Below are 13,617 nucleotides of genomic sequence, written 5' to 3'. Positions count from 1 at the left end.
ATGAAGAAGGCAATGCTGCTGTCGCTGCTCGCGCTCACCGTCTCCACCCCGGCCCTGGCGCGCGACACCGTGGTCATGATTCCGCTCAAGGAAGTCCTGGCCATGCCCCAGGCCCAGGAGAAGCTGGACGGCACGGTGCGCTTCTACCTGGCCGGCGCCAAGACGCCCGACATCGTCAAGGAGATGGGCGAGGACGTCTCCAACAAGAAGACCAACGGCCTCAACAAGTCCGACGAGGAGGGCTGCAAGTGGGCCACCCTGTCCGCGCTCATCGCCCTGCAGGAGGGCGCCAAGAAGCGCGGCGCCAACGCCGTGGTCGGCATCGTCAGCTACTACAAGAAGAACGAGCTGCAGCACGCGACCGAGATCGAGTGCCACGCCGGCACCTTCGCCATCGGCGTCGCCCTCAAGGGCACGTACGCGAAGGTCGCGGGCAAGAAGTAGCGCCTTTCCACGGGGGTCCTCGACCACCCCGGTGGCTTGGTTTGAGCCCCGTCTAAGTCGTAATTCGCGAGGAGCGGGAGGCCTGGACTAGGCTCCCGCGTCGTGACGCCCTACACGATGTTGCATCTGGCATTGGCCGGCGCCTTCCTGGTGCTCGCGCTGGTGCACCTGGCGACGTGGGGCGCGGTGCGCTCCCAGCGGGTGCAGCTGTGGCTGGCCACGAGCTTCCTGGGCTTCGCGGCGCTGAGCTTCTCCACCGGCGTGACGAGCCACGAGGCGGGGCGGCTGTTCATCGACACGCGGCCCTGGTTGCTGTTGGGCGCGCTGATGGCCATCCCCCTGCCCTACACGCTGCTGCGGGTGCTGTGGGCGCTGTTGGACCTGCCGCTGACGCCCTGGCGCAAGGTGTTGGTGGCGCTGGCGGTGGCCTTCGGCGCGCTGCGCATCGTGGACGTGCTGGGCTCGGTGCTTTCGAGCGCCAGCGTGCGGATGACGCCGGCGGAGCTGGGCCAGGCGACCTCCAGCCTGGGGTTGCCCATGTTCTGGTTGCTCGCCTTCACGGTGGGCGGGACGTGGGCGGTGGAGGCGCTGCGGGCGCTCAAGCGGCGCGGGGCCATGGCGGTGGCGGTGCTGTTCGCCGCGCTGTGCGCGCTCGGCATCCTGGGGCGGGAGCTGGCGGTGGACCTGGGGTGGACGCAGGGGCCGTCCTTGACGACGCTGGTGGGGATTCCCTTCCTGATGCTGGCGACGACGGCGCTGGCCATCCTCACCGCGCGCTCGCTGCGGGGCGCGGACCTGGGCACGGGCATCCACCGCTACCGGCGCCTGTCGCGGTTGGGGCGTGGCGGGATGGGCGAGGTGTGGCTCGCGGTGCGCACGGGGCGGGCGGGGTTCCACCGGCTGGTGGTGCTCAAGCGGATGGTCGACGAGGGGGGCGAGGACCTCGCGGTGCGGCTGCAGCGCTTCATCGGCGAGGCGCGTACGGCGGCCAGGCTGCATCACCCGAACATCGTCTCCGTGCATGACCTGGGACAGGTCGACGGCGCGTGGTTCATCGTCATGGAGTACCTGAGCGGCGTGAATGCGCTGAAGCTCGCGCGGCAGGTGCGGCGCGGGAGCGTGGTGCCGCTCGAGGTCGTGGTGGAGATCTGCGTGCAGGCGCTGCGGGGGCTCGCGTACGCGCACGAGCGCGGCGTCATCCACCGGGACATCAGCGCGGACAACCTGGTGGTGACGTTCGACGGCGTGGTGAAGGTGGTGGACTTCGGCATCGCGCACGGGCTGGGCGCGCCGCAGGAGTCGTCCGTGTCCACCGCGTCCGTGCCCGCGCTGAGCCACCTCACCCAGGAAGGCGACGTCATCGGCAAGGTCGCGTACATGCCGCCCGAGCGGAGGGCGGGCGCCCCGGCGACGGTGTCCGGGGATGTGTATGCGCTCGGCTGCGTGCTGCATGAGCTGCTGTGGGGTGAGCTACCGGGCATCGGCATGAGCCTCCAGCAGCGCGCGCTGTGGGATGGGCCCGAGGCGGCCGAGGTGAACCGGAAGCTGCGGGCCATCGTCGACCGGGCGCTGCACCCCATGCCCGCGCGGCGCTTCGAGGATGCGCGGCAGATGGAGCTGGCGCTGGAGGGGCTGAGGCACGCGCTGCCTGCGGTGAATCTGGCGCGGTGGCTGCGCGAGGACTTCGTGGAGAAGTACGCGCATGAGTGCGCGCTCGCGGACTTGAGCGACCCCACGCCCGAGCAGGTGGAGGCGCTCCAGTCGCGCGCGCCCGGGGTGGCTCCGGTGGAGCTCGTCCCCACCCAGCTGGTGGCGCCAGTGGAGGCCGCGCCCACGGAGCTGCAGGCCACGCGCAAGCTGCGCGCCCCGAGCTGATGAAGCCGAGCGGCTCGTGCCAGCATGGCGTCCACAGAAGCCCTGCCGCGAGCGGCACGCCGAGCCTCGAGGTCCTCATCGCTCCGACCTGGCACAGACCAAGGCCGCCCCTGGTGAGCTGCGGCGCGCGCGCTCCGAGCCGGAGCGCACCTCGCGGCGTGGGGACGGAGGACCTCGTCGGTTGCGAGTGCCGCGCGTCTCCTCGGGGCGCTATGGGCCGGGGCGCTCCTGTACCGGGTAGATCCACCCTTCTCCCGAGCGCACCACGGAGGCGGGAGCCCCACTGAACCCCGAGGCCCAGGCCGACGCGGCCGACAGCGCCGCGAGGAGCGAATCGAGCGCGTCGCCATCCGCGTCGGAGACCAGGGTGAGCTGGTCGCGGGTGGAGATGACCAGCCCGGTGGATGCACGAACGCATCGGAGGAGGTCGCGGCGGCGCTCGGCGAAGTCGCGGCCCTTGTATGTCCTGGGCAATCCCAACCAGCGGACGACCTCCGCGGGGAGCACCTCCACCACCGCCGGCCCGGGGTGCATGCTCCACGGAGGAACGGCCCCGCGCCAGCCCGCGAGCGCACGCAGGCCCCAGTACGTCTGTCTGAACATGCGCAGGTTCGTGGGCGCGAACGGCGCCGAGCACGTCACGTCCGTGACGCGCTTCTTCTCCGGCCCCACCGCGTCCCTGAACGCGTCAGCCGAGGCATGCGCCTTCGCCACCGCGGCCCCCAACCGCGAGGGGCCCGTCACGGGGAGCCCCAGGCGCTGGAGCTGGCTCGCCTCCAGGCTGAAGCAGAAGTCGAGCCCGGCCACGTCGGCGCCGTGGGACGACAACCAGGGCCCCAGCCCCTCCGCCACCACGAGCGCGCCTCCGGAGGAGAACGGGCGCACGAGCGACACGAGCCTCGCCCGCCCCGCCTCGAACTCCACGGTGGCGGCCCAGACCTTCCGGTGGGCGTGGACCGCGCCACTCCAGTCCACTCCCACCGCGCGCCCCTGCCGCGGGAGCCACATGCGGCGCGACGTCACGACCCCAAGCTCCCGAGCACGCTCACCTCGAGGACCTCAGAAGTAGAGCCACCGAGCGCCGGTGGGCGAGCCCGAGGATGGCGTGCACAACAGCGCATCCGCGGACCCGCTGGCGCTGCAACACGCCATCTGCGTCCCAATCTGACTGCGGGGACAGGATTGGTTCGCGTAATGGCCGCACACGGGGAGACCCGCGCAGGTGGACTGGGAACAGGCGGTGAACACGCCATCACATGTGACGCCCTGCCCATCCGTGCCCGAGCACGTCGTCCCCGAACACGACACGGACGTGGACCCGGGACACGACACGGAACACACGGCGAGCTGGGAATGCGTCGCGCCCTCCTCCGAAGGCGCCGCGGAGCCGGGCTCCAGCTCCGCTCCACCACATCCGATGAACGAAAGCGCGACGAACAACGCCAACATGACTCCCGACGGCTTCATGTGCGTACCCCCGGCTTGGACGGACAGCCGCGCGACTCTAACGCGCGAGGCCCGGCAGTTCGATGTGCCCCGCCCCACTCACCCTCGCGATGAAGTGTCATCGGAAACGGGTGACCGCATCGTCAGCCCACGAAGCACCAGCTCGAGCATCTCCGAGAGCGCCGCACGCTGACCGGCGCCCTCCGCTGACGTGAGGAGCATTCCGGTGATGCCGTGGAGCCCGGCCAACAGCCCCATCGCGACGCTCCGGGGCTCGCGGACGACGAAGGCCCCCCGCGCCTTCCCCTCGACGATGATGGACTCCAGCAGCGCGAGCTCCCGCGCCCGGTCCTCCCGGAGGAAGGGCTCGGCGACGGGGATGAACTCCAGCATCGCGGTTTCAGGGAGCGAGAGCGTCCGCGTGACGCGCGTGAGCTGCGCCTCGCGCACCTCGATGAACGTGCGCAGCTTCGCTTCCGGAGTCGCCGCCCTGCGCACCGCGGCCTCCAGGTGGACGAGCGCCTCGCCCCGGTTGCGGTCGATGACGGCGCCGAGCAGGGCCTCCTTGCTCTCGAAGTGGAGGTAGACGGTCCCCTTGCCGATGCCCGCGCGCTTCGCGATGTCCTCGATGGAGGTCTTCTTGAAGCCGAGCCGGGAGAAGCTGTCCGTGGCGGCGTCGAGAATCGCGGTGCGGTGCTCGGAGCTCATGCCCCGAGGGTAGACCGGAGGGCCGGTCCCCCCAAGCGACACGAAGCGCCGCGTGCCACGCGCACACGGGGACGGCCGGCCGCCTGGAGACAGGCGGCGAGCGAGGGCTTCAGCGCTGGCTGTAGCGGTCGCAGGTGGCCAGGTACTCGTCGCTCGACATGTCGAGCGCGGCCACGCGGTACTGCTTGCCCTTGGGCTTCTTCAGCGTGGTCTTGATGACCACGAACTTCCCGATGGGGATGCCCATGTACGACTGGTCGAGGTAGGTGTTCTCCTCGATGTGCTCCCAGGCGATGTGCACGCCATCCGCGAAGTGGATGCCGTCGTGGCCGATGGTGAGCCCGGGCTGGTCCATCTTGCCCAGCACCATCGGCTTGATGCAGTTGACCAGCATCACCAGACAGCCGAACAGGATGAGCCCGGCGATGGCGAGCACGGCGGCGCCCTTGTCACGCGCGGCGAACGCGAGGTAGCCGAAGAACGCCGTGGCCACCACCCAGATGACGGTGCCGATGATGAGCTTCGTGCGCGAGTAGTAGAAATGCTGGGGCTGGTTCGACTTCGCCTTCGACTGAGCGGATCGGTAGAGTTCCATGATGTGCTGCCTGACGGTGGGGTGAGGACGAAAAGCTCAGCCGGCGAGCCGGTCTGAGAGGTAGGAGAACAGGACGGGCGCGTTGACGAGCTTCTCCTCGTCGATCTTGTGCAGCCGACCGTTCGCGAGGATGTGCAGCTCCCGAGTGGAGACGCCCTGCTCGAAGTCGTCCTGCAGCCGCAGCGACTCGATGTCCTCCCACTCGATGAGCTTCTTCTTGAAGACCAGCCCCTCGGCGCGGATCCACAGCGGACCGAAGCGCACCTCTTCGCCGCGAGCCACCTGGCGACGGATGGCCGGCAGCAGCATGGAGACGACCTGCTGGGTGACCACGGCCTCCAGCTCGTCGGAGTCGCTCCACAGGTGCAGCCGCAGCCGGTACTTGCTGCCGCGGTGCGCGAGGATGAGGCACTCGTTGTTGTGCTCGCGCACGATGCTCGTCATGTCGCGCCACAGGACGGACTTCTTGCCCACGTGGATGCCGCGGGCGTCGAGCACCAGCGAGTTCGGCGAGAGCAGCCACGCGAACAGGTCGCCCGCGCGCCAGAGAATCAGATAGAGCCCACACGGGATGCCGAGCAGCGAGAAGGCGAACCCCGTCTGACTGCGCACCATCCCCTTCACCATGTCCGCGGGCAGCAGATGGATGCCCGAGGGCGTGAGCATCATCGCGAGCGCGAAGTAGATGAGGACGAGCCCCCCCGCCAGCCAGGACAGGGTGTGCGTGGGGAAGACCAATGAGTGCGAGTACTTCAGGGGACGACTCCCAGCGGGCCGACCGGGGCACGAGCCTCAGCGAACGTTCGGTCACCTATAAAGGAGTGCGGGCGATTTTTCGACCCCGAAACACTCTCCGCGACACCGCCTCATTTGGGAGTCAGGCTTTCCAAGCCAGCCCTGTTGGACGCGCAGGGAAATGCAGCCCGGCTCCGCCTGCCGTCTCACACGGTGAGACTCACCCTCCGCGAATGCGCGGGTAGCTCCAGGGAGTGTGTCCAGGACATGCCGTGGACATGTCGTCGACACGCCAGGTCTTCGAGGCCGCCCTCCACGGGGCCGTCGGGTTGCGTGGCACATGTCCTGCTCTCGACAGGCTCGGCGTGAGCGACACGCCGGTCCCCACTCCTGGAGAGAGCAATGGCTTCCTATCAATGGAACGACGGCCACATCCTGACGTTGTCCCAAGGCGACACCGCGAGCTGCGCGGGCGGACTCAACAAGGATCTGCTCCATGCGCTCTTCTTCTACAACAGCGCGCAGAACGAGACCGGCGCCACGCTGACCGTCGTGTGGAAGACCAGCGAGGCGCCTGTGACGGTGCGAGTGCCCGGCACCAACGCGAAGCAGGGGCTGGCGTCGCTGTTCTTCGTGTCGGGTGACGACACCAACAGCGTCTCGGTGGGCATGAGCAACAACCAGCCTGGAGCCCAGGTGCAGTGCTTCATCGGGAGCGTCAAGATGCCCACCAACACCACGGGCCTCAACAACACGCTGCTGGAGGCGGATGGGAAGCTGCATCCCCTCAAGACGTTCACGCGGTACCACACCGCGCCCCAGCCCTCCTGGTACCAGGGACAGCTGCAGAGCAACGTCAATCAGTTCATGTCCGTCCAGTTCACCTCCAAGAAGGCGACCGTCAACCTCGTGAACAGCCAGGTGGAGCCCACGAGCGCGTTCTATTACGCGACCTCCCGGCTCAAGGACCTGGTGCAGATCAACCGCGCCGAGTCCCAGACACTGCAGTGGAACCTCCAGGGCAACGGGGAGCAGGTGGTGTGGATCAACGCGACCAGCCTCCAGAACTCACAGACTGCGTCCATCGCCTTGCAGAGCCTCGCCTCGCTCTACAAGCTGGTCCAGGACTAGCGCCTCCGCGGGTGGGAAGCCGGCTACAATGCCAGCTCGTGTCCCGGCCCCCTCTCGTCTCCCCTCCATCGCCCCAGCTCCTCGCGGATGTCTCGACGGCCGCGGAGCCCCCGCGCCGGGGCGGTGAGCCCATGCACCACCCGGCGGCGGTATTGACGCTCGTCGCCCATCCCCAGCTCGCCCGGGTGGGCGAGCGGCGGGTGCTCGAGGACCTCCTCGCGGGGCAGGAGTGGGTCCTCTCGCGCAACGCTCCGGACTTCACGCCCGCGTCCAGCGCCTTCGGTGCGCCGCTGGGGGACCCGTTCCTGAGCCGCAAGCCCTTCCTCCGGTTCAATCGCACGCAGACAGGGATTCGCGTCAGCGTGGGGCCCGAGACCCGGTGCACGTCGGACGGCGTGCCACTGCGGGACTCGCGCGAGTGGGACCTGGAGGCGGTGCGCTCGGGGGTGCCCCTGGAGCTGGCGGGGCGACTCGTCCTGCTGCTGCATCTGTGCGAACCCGGACCGTCCACCGCGCTCGCATCGCCGGGCATGGTGGGAGAGAGTGTGGGATTGCGCCGGGTGCGCAAGGACATCCAGCGCGTGGCGGACCTGGACCTGTGTGTCCTCATCCGGGGTGAGACGGGGACCGGAAAGGAATTGGTCGCCCAGGCGCTCCACCAGCAGGGCCCGCGCGCGAGGAAGCCCTTCCTGAGCATCAACCTGGGCGCCATCCCCAGGGAGCTCGCGGCGGCGGAGCTGTTCGGCGCCGCCAAGGGGGCCTTCACCGGGGCGAACCAGGCACGTGATGGTTTCTTCCGCGCCGCCCAGGGCGGCACCCTCTTCCTGGATGAAATCGGCGAGGCCTCCGCCGAGCTCCAGGTCATGCTCCTGCGAGTCCTGGAGACGGGTGAGCTGTTCCCCGTCGGCGCCAGCACGCCGGTTCGCACGGACGTGAGGCTGGTCGCCGCCACGGACGCGGACCTCGAGACCCACATCCGCGACGGCCGCTTCAAGGCGCCGCTGCTCCACCGGCTCGCGGGCTATGAAATCCAGCTGCCGCCCCTGCGCGAGCGCCGCGAGGACATCGCCCCGTTGTTCCTCCACTTCGCCCGGGAGGCGTTGGAGTCCATCGGGGAGTCGCATCGACTGACACCGGGAGACCCCTACCAGGAGCCCTGGTTGCCACCGGCGCTCGCGGTCCGGCTGCTGCGCCATTCCTGGCCCGGGAACATCCGCCAGCTGCGCAACGTCGCGCGACAGCTCGTGGTCGGCAGCCGGGGACAATCCCAGCTGGAGCTGGGCCCGCGGCTCGCACAGGAGCTGGAGTCTCCCCTGCCCCTCGCGCGGCCTCCGGCTCCCGCGTCGCCTGACGCCGAGCCCCTCACCCGCCGCAAGTCCACGGAGGTGACGGAGCCGGAGCTGCTCGAGGCCCTGCGCGCGCACGAGTGGGACGTCAAGCGCGCCGCGGACCACCTGGGAATCCCCCGCTCGTCCATCTACAACCTCATCGAGCGCAGCCCGGTCATCCGGCTCGCCGGGGACTTGAGCGTGGAGGAGCTCACCCGCTGCTTCCACGAGTGCCAGGGTGACCTCGACACCATGGTCCGCCGCCTGGAAGTCTCCCGGCGCGCGCTCAGCCGTCGCATCAAGGAGCTGGGGCTCGGCTGACCCGATGACGGGGCCCCTGGATTGCAATCACATCGTGCCTCTCACGAAGTGGAGGCATGGATGAGCAATCCCCTTCCCAAGAAGCAACCACTGGCACCCGCCCCGGGCCTCGAAACCCTCGAGGCCGAGCCGGATCTCTGGAGCCTCGACGGCACGGGCTATCAGCCCGGCCAGGTCATTCCCATCCCAGGGCATGCCTCGGTCGAACTCGAGGCGTCGCCTCAGTTCATCAAACCGCAGCTCTACCTGGATGGCTCCCCCGTCGGGGACGGGGCCATCATCATGGGCCTGGCCCCCGGCATGCACCCGGTCGAATGCACATACACGGGCGAGGGCGACGTCGCTGGAGACCTCACGGGGACCCTCAACGTCGGCACCGGCACCGATGACGACGCACACAAGTAAGCAGGGCGAAAGCGAGGCCAGGATGAGCACCCCAGCTCCTCAGCGCCCCCTGGAGAGACACGCCGATTACCGCATCGAACTCAGGGACGATGGCTGGTATCTCAACAACGTGAAGTCGCCCCGCCAAGGCATGAGCATCCCAGCGGGCCGCGAAAACACCCTCCTGTTCACAATCACGGCCGGGACCCGCTCCATCCTCGAGGACGTACCTGTCCAGCTCCACATCGGACTCAGCGGCGCGGCAGCCGCCCTCCACACCCCCGTCCGCCTGAACACCCTGCTTCCCGACGTCCTGCCCTCCGGGAGCTACCTGCTCACGGTCTATTCCTCGGAGAAGAAGCTGCTGGGTGACATGACGGGGACGTTGAACGTCGGAAAGGGTGGAGATGAGCCCCCATCCTCGGTGTCGCCACGAGCAGCGGGCGTGGACGACTCCAGCCCGGGTTGCTGAACCCGAGCCGCACGAATGGGCGGGGCCCGTGGATTGCACATCCCGGGCACTTCTCACATCACGGAGGTTGTGCATGGGGATTCCACCCAAACAGAGACAAGACCCGGCGCGCGGTGGACTCGACGTCATCAAGGCCACGCGGCAGTACTGGCTCCACAACGAGAAACCGGTCAAGGACGGTAGAATCAACGTCACGGCGGGCAGCACCCATGTGCTCCTGTTCATGACCGCACACGACCTCGGAGATGCTCGAATCCAGCTCCGGACGCAAGGCTTCGACTCGCGTCCGCCTGTCGACCTCTTCGTCCCGAAGAACGTCCCCATTCCAGACTTCCTGCCCGCGGGGCAATACACGATCACCTGCCAGTTCCGAGACGTCCTGGCTGGCGAAATCACCGGGACGTTGAACGTCGGCATGGGGACCGAGGAGCCCCGCGGAAACTCCCACGTCAACGCGTGAGCGTGGCGCCCCGCGGCTCCCGTCCGTTCGACCAACGGGGGGCAAGATTCGGGTTGCGGGAGAGCGCCAGGTTCAACGCCTCCCGCGCCTGAAGCCGCGCCCTTCGGGAGTCCTCACCCTCTCCTGGCGTGAGCTCCGCCCGCGCCAGGAGCAGGCCCGCGCGGTGGGCCTGTGCGTTGGGCCATCCGGGCCTCGCCTCCAGCGCCTCGTCCACGCGGAGGAGACCTCGCACCAGCAGGGCCTTCGCGTCCGCGCCCCGCCCGGCGCTCCACGCCGCCCAATCCAGACAGAGCCGCACGAAGGCCAGCCGGAAGTCATGGCGCTCGGGAGCAAGCTTCAGGGCCTCATCGAACGCTCGCGCCGAGGCCTCGAAGTCCTCATCCTTCCCCTGCCCCTTCGATGCACGCCAGCGGGCGAGGACCGCGAGCCGCTCCCCCTGCCCGCTCCAGGCCTCCGCCAGCCGGGGGTTGTGCTTCAGGGCCTTCTGGAGCGCGTCCTCCGCGCGCCTCAACGCAGGGCCCGGGTCTCTACCTCGTACCAGGTCCTCCGCGGCCCCCTGCACCTCGCTGGTGCCCAGATTGGACCAGGGCTGGGCATGCTCCGGCGCCAGCACCACGGCCTGCTGGTAGGCCTCCAGCGCCGCGCGGAGGCTCACGCCCGGGTCCTTCCCCGCCTCGCGCAGGTGCAGGGTCCGCACGGCGTGCACCTCGCCCAGGTTGTTGAGCGCGGGGAGCCACTTGGGCGCCACCTCGAGCGCCTTCTCATAGCTCGCCTGGGCCTGGGCCAGCAGCGGCTCCGAGGCCTCGCCGCGCTCCCACGCATCCTCCGCCAGCCGTCGGAGCACCCGTCCCACGCCGTTGTGGAGGTGGGGCAGTCGCGGATTGATGCCCAATCCCTGGCGGTACAGCTCCAGCGCGGCGTTCAGCTCCGGCTCCGGGTCTCCGCCCGAGTTCCGTCGGCGCGCCGCCAGGAGGATATGGACCTCGCCTCCATAGAAGAACGCCACCACGTGTCTGGGATTGATGCGTCGGCCCTCGGCCAGGGCATCGCGCGCCCGGGACAGGTCCTCCTCCTGCTCCGCGCCGTGCGAACCCTCGGCCCGGGTGATGTATGCGATGGCCAGATTGATGTACGGCTCGGGCAGTCGAGGGTCGAGCGCGATGGCCTCGCGATAGGCCTCCATGGCCCTCCCACGGGCTGCCCGCGAGGACAGCCCCGCCTGCTCCTCGTACTCCGCCCATTCCTTGTGGAGCAGCCCTCGCTGGTTGTGGAACCCGTGGTCTCGCTGCCCGGGAGCGATTCCCTCCAGCATCGCCAGGGCCTCGCGGAAGCGCTCGCGCGGGTCGCCTCCGTGCTCCCGGCGGGACTGTCCCCACTGGAGCAGGACGTTGACCAGCTCGAGCCGCGCCTCGGGCCGCTGGGGTGCGAGCGCCAGCGCGGCCCGCAGGCGCTCGGAGGACTTCTGGAGCAGCGCCTCCAGGTCCACGCCATGGCGGCCCCGGTCCTCGGCCCAGCGACGATGGAAGCGCGCCTCCAGGACGAGCGACTCATAGTCCTCGGGTGAGGCGGCCAGCGCCCGCGCGACGGAGGCGAGCCCCCGCTCGTAGGCGGGCCCCACATCGCCCTTGTCGTAGAGCTCCATCAACAGCACCGCGTACTCGAGCCCAGCCAGGGCCCGATGCGACGCGGGCAGACTCTCGGCGATGGCGATGGCCCGGGAGTAGGCGCCGCGAGCGGCCTCGAAGTCGCGCAGCGCCTCCTCACGCGCACCGGAGGTGCCCTTGCGAGTCGCGCGAGCCACCAGGATGTCCCCGCGCAGCATCGGCGCCTCGTGGAGCCAGGGCTGCTGGGTGCCCAGCGTGTCCAGCAGACCGAGGGCCTCGTCCAGGCGCCCTTCGTAGAAGGCCAGCAGGGCCGTGCCGTACTCGGGAGCGAGCCCCTCCGCGCCCTGGCTCTGGCGCAGGTACGCGAGCGCCGGGTCTCGATAGTCGCGCTCCAGATCACTCAGGCGCGCCTGTCGTTGCTCGGGAGAGCGCAGGCGCTCGGCCTCGAGCAGGTGCTCCCGGTAGAGCTGCCCCATCACCAGGGCCAGGGACTGGGCCACGCGGGGCTCACGGAAGTCCGCGCTCCAGGCGGACTCCAGGGAGCGGCGGGCCTGGGCGAGGTCGCCCAGCGCGAGGGCGCCTCGTCCCAGCGCGTAGTGTCCGGGGCCCTGGGCGCTCGGCCCACCCGTGTCGATTTCGGCGGCGAGCACCTCCATCCGCTCGCGCAACCTGCGCTGGTCCTCGCGCGTATCGTGCAGCGGGGCGAGCGCGGAGTAGCGCGCCAGGGCCTCGATGCGCTCCACCTGCTCGGTGAAGCGGCGGGCCAGGCGCTCACGCACCGAGGCCTCATGGCGAGCCAATGCCACCTGCCCGAGGGCGCTCGCGACGACCAGGAGCATCGCGGCGGCCACTGCCACGCGGCGCCAGTGTTTGCGCAACCGCTTGCGGAGCTGGTAGCTGGCGCCCCGGTGCGCGCGCACGGGCTCGCCCGAGAGGTAGCGCTCCAAATCCTCCGCGAGCGCGCGCGCCGAGTCGTAGCGAGCGGAGCGGTCCTTCTCCAGACACTTGAGGGTGATGGCCTCCAGGTCCTCGGGGATGGCCTTGTCCAGCATCCGGGGTGGCCGAGGCTCCGCGGTGCGCAATTGCTCCAGCACCTCCAGGGCCGTGTGCCCCTCGAATGGAGCACGCCCGGTGAGGAGGAAGTAGAGGCTGGCGCCCAGACTGTAGACATCCGCGCGGCGGTCCAGCGAGGCGTGCTCGCCGCGGGCCTGCTCGGGGGCCATGTAGTGGGGCGTGCCCAGCAGCGTCCCATCCAGGGTGGTGCTCGCGGACCAGTCACGGGCGAGGCCGAAGTCCATGACATAGGGCTTCAGCGTGCCGTCATCGGCGCGCTCCACCATGATGTTGGAGGGCTTCAGGTCGCGATGGATGAGGCCCACGCGATGCGCCTCGTGCACGCCGAGCGCGGCATCCCGGAGCACCATCACCCGCTGCTCCAGGCGCAGCGACGGAGCGAGCGTGCCGAGGGGTTGCCCGTCGATGAACCGCATGGCGATGAAGACCTTGTTCTGGACCTCACCGACCTCATAGACCTCGCAGACGCGCTCGTGACTCACGCGGGCCTGGGCGCGGGCCTCCGCGATGAAGCGGCGCGTGAGCCACGACGACTCGTCGCGGACGAACTTGAGCGCCACCTGACGTCGCAGGCGCGGGTCCCACGCGAGGAACACGCGCCCCATGCCGCCCTGCCCCAGGAGCCGGACGGGCTGGTAGCGGTCCCACCCGGGCACGGGGAAGTCCTCGGGCGCTATCGCGCTCCGTGCCTCGACGGGAGGCGACACCGTGACCGTGTCGTCGGGAGAAGGGCCCGCCGCGGGGTTCGGAGCCGGGTGACTGGACAGGTCCTGACGCAGCGCCGCCAGCGTCTGCGCGGAGAGCCGCCCACGCTCCAGCAGGAGCTGGAGGGGGCTCTTCCCCATCCGGAGCGCCTCCTCGCGAATCGCAGTCACCTCGTCCCGGGTGAGCAGGCCTTCAGCCAGCGCCACCCCGAGCAACGGCTCATCACCATCCTGGACAGCCATGGGACCCCGCGGTCAGGAACAGGCAACAACCCTCCACGGGTGCCTAGCATGCCCTGAGCGGGACAGGTCTGGGAGGGGGCCCCGCACGTCCCC

12 protein-coding genes are annotated in these 13,617 nt (G+C 69.6%); 7 read left to right on the top strand and 5 right to left on the bottom strand.

Annotated elements, in window-relative coordinates; translation table 11 throughout:
• The gene (locus AC6JA9_RS17570; protein WP_223750184.1) at positions 1-444 is read left to right on the top strand and encodes an excinuclease ATPase subunit; all 444 of its coding nucleotides are present in this window, start codon (positions 1-3) and stop codon (positions 442-444) included.
• Between the two features lie 102 nt (positions 445-546).
• Positions 547-2,319, top strand: a complete 1,773-nt coding sequence (locus AC6JA9_RS17565; protein ID WP_426746786.1) for a serine/threonine-protein kinase — start codon at positions 547-549, stop codon at positions 2,317-2,319.
• A 210-nt stretch (positions 2,320-2,529) separates the two neighbouring features.
• On the opposite strand, the gene AC6JA9_RS17560 is transcribed toward AC6JA9_RS17565, so the two are convergent.
• The 4 genes from AC6JA9_RS17560 to AC6JA9_RS17545 all read right to left on the bottom strand — a co-directional run bounded on the left by AC6JA9_RS17560 (position 2,530) and on the right by AC6JA9_RS17545 (position 5,806).
• Positions 2,530-3,342, bottom strand: coding sequence for a hypothetical protein (locus AC6JA9_RS17560; protein WP_497960227.1), 813 nt, complete (start codon positions 3,340-3,342; stop codon positions 2,530-2,532).
• Positions 3,343-3,864: 522 nt separating this feature from the next.
• The gene (locus tag AC6JA9_RS17555; RefSeq protein WP_483577690.1) at positions 3,865-4,473 is read right to left on the bottom strand and encodes a TetR/AcrR family transcriptional regulator; all 609 of its coding nucleotides are present in this window, start codon (positions 4,471-4,473) and stop codon (positions 3,865-3,867) included.
• 109 nt (positions 4,474-4,582) lie between these two features.
• A complete protein-coding gene (locus AC6JA9_RS17550; RefSeq protein ID WP_223750189.1) occupies positions 4,583-5,068 on the bottom strand; it encodes a hypothetical protein in 486 nt (161 codons plus the stop codon).
• 36 nt (positions 5,069-5,104) lie between these two features.
• Positions 5,105-5,806, bottom strand: coding sequence for a DUF6585 family protein (locus AC6JA9_RS17545; RefSeq protein ID WP_497960225.1), 702 nt, complete (start codon positions 5,804-5,806; stop codon positions 5,105-5,107).
• Positions 5,807-6,205: 399 nt separating this feature from the next.
• Between AC6JA9_RS17545 and AC6JA9_RS17540 the strand changes: the two genes are divergently transcribed.
• The 5 genes from AC6JA9_RS17540 (at position 6,206) to AC6JA9_RS17520 (ending at position 9,899) form a co-directional block, all read left to right on the top strand.
• Positions 6,206-6,934 carry a hypothetical protein gene (locus AC6JA9_RS17540; protein ID WP_473569365.1) on the top strand — a complete coding sequence of 243 codons (729 nt, stop codon included), beginning with the start codon at positions 6,206-6,208 and terminating at the stop codon, positions 6,932-6,934.
• 38 nt (positions 6,935-6,972) lie between these two features.
• Positions 6,973-8,583 carry a sigma 54-interacting transcriptional regulator gene (locus AC6JA9_RS17535; RefSeq protein ID WP_324289043.1) on the top strand — a complete coding sequence of 537 codons (1,611 nt, stop codon included), beginning with the start codon at positions 6,973-6,975 and terminating at the stop codon, positions 8,581-8,583.
• A gap of 60 nt (positions 8,584-8,643) precedes the next feature.
• The gene (locus AC6JA9_RS17530) at positions 8,644-8,988 is read left to right on the top strand and encodes a hypothetical protein (protein WP_223750192.1); all 345 of its coding nucleotides are present in this window, start codon (positions 8,644-8,646) and stop codon (positions 8,986-8,988) included.
• On the top strand, positions 8,969-9,439 hold the full coding sequence (locus AC6JA9_RS17525) for a hypothetical protein (protein WP_497960224.1): 471 nt from the start codon (positions 8,969-8,971) through the stop codon (positions 9,437-9,439). Before AC6JA9_RS17530 ends, AC6JA9_RS17525 begins: the two co-directional genes overlap by 20 nt.
• A gap of 73 nt (positions 9,440-9,512) precedes the next feature.
• Entirely contained in the window at positions 9,513-9,899 is a 387-nt protein-coding gene (locus tag AC6JA9_RS17520) for a hypothetical protein (RefSeq protein ID WP_223750194.1), read from the top strand.
• On the opposite strand, the gene AC6JA9_RS17515 is transcribed toward AC6JA9_RS17520, so the two are convergent.
• Entirely contained in the window at positions 9,889-13,524 is a 3,636-nt protein-coding gene (locus AC6JA9_RS17515; protein WP_497960222.1) for a protein kinase domain-containing protein, read from the bottom strand. The two genes, AC6JA9_RS17520 and AC6JA9_RS17515, sit on opposite strands and share 11 nt — an antisense overlap.
• Positions 13,525-13,617 lie beyond the last annotated feature (93 nt).

The sequence above is a fragment of the Myxococcus sp. MH1 genome (assembly GCF_059738865.1).
The sequence above is the reverse complement of the archived record's forward strand: the minus strand, read 5'-3'. Positions and strand labels throughout refer to the sequence as shown.

Coding starts and splice junctions, on each gene's coding strand:
- AC6JA9_RS17555 (WP_483577690.1), bottom strand. CDS start 4,473: ATGAGCTCCGAGCACCGCACCGCGATTCTCGACGCCGCCACGGACAGC.
- AC6JA9_RS17520 (WP_223750194.1), top strand. CDS start 9,513: ATGGGGATTCCACCCAAACAGAGACAAGACCCGGCGCGCGGTGGACTC.
- AC6JA9_RS17515 (WP_497960222.1), bottom strand. CDS start 13,524: ATGGCTGTCCAGGATGGTGATGAGCCGTTGCTCGGGGTGGCGCTGGCT.
- AC6JA9_RS17570 (WP_223750184.1), top strand. CDS start 1: ATGAAGAAGGCAATGCTGCTGTCGCTGCTCGCGCTCACCGTCTCCACC.
- AC6JA9_RS17525 (WP_497960224.1), top strand. CDS start 8,969: ATGACGACGCACACAAGTAAGCAGGGCGAAAGCGAGGCCAGGATGAGC.
- AC6JA9_RS17540 (WP_473569365.1), top strand. CDS start 6,206: ATGGCTTCCTATCAATGGAACGACGGCCACATCCTGACGTTGTCCCAA.
- AC6JA9_RS17530 (WP_223750192.1), top strand. CDS start 8,644: ATGAGCAATCCCCTTCCCAAGAAGCAACCACTGGCACCCGCCCCGGGC.
- AC6JA9_RS17550 (WP_223750189.1), bottom strand. CDS start 5,068: ATGGAACTCTACCGATCCGCTCAGTCGAAGGCGAAGTCGAACCAGCCC.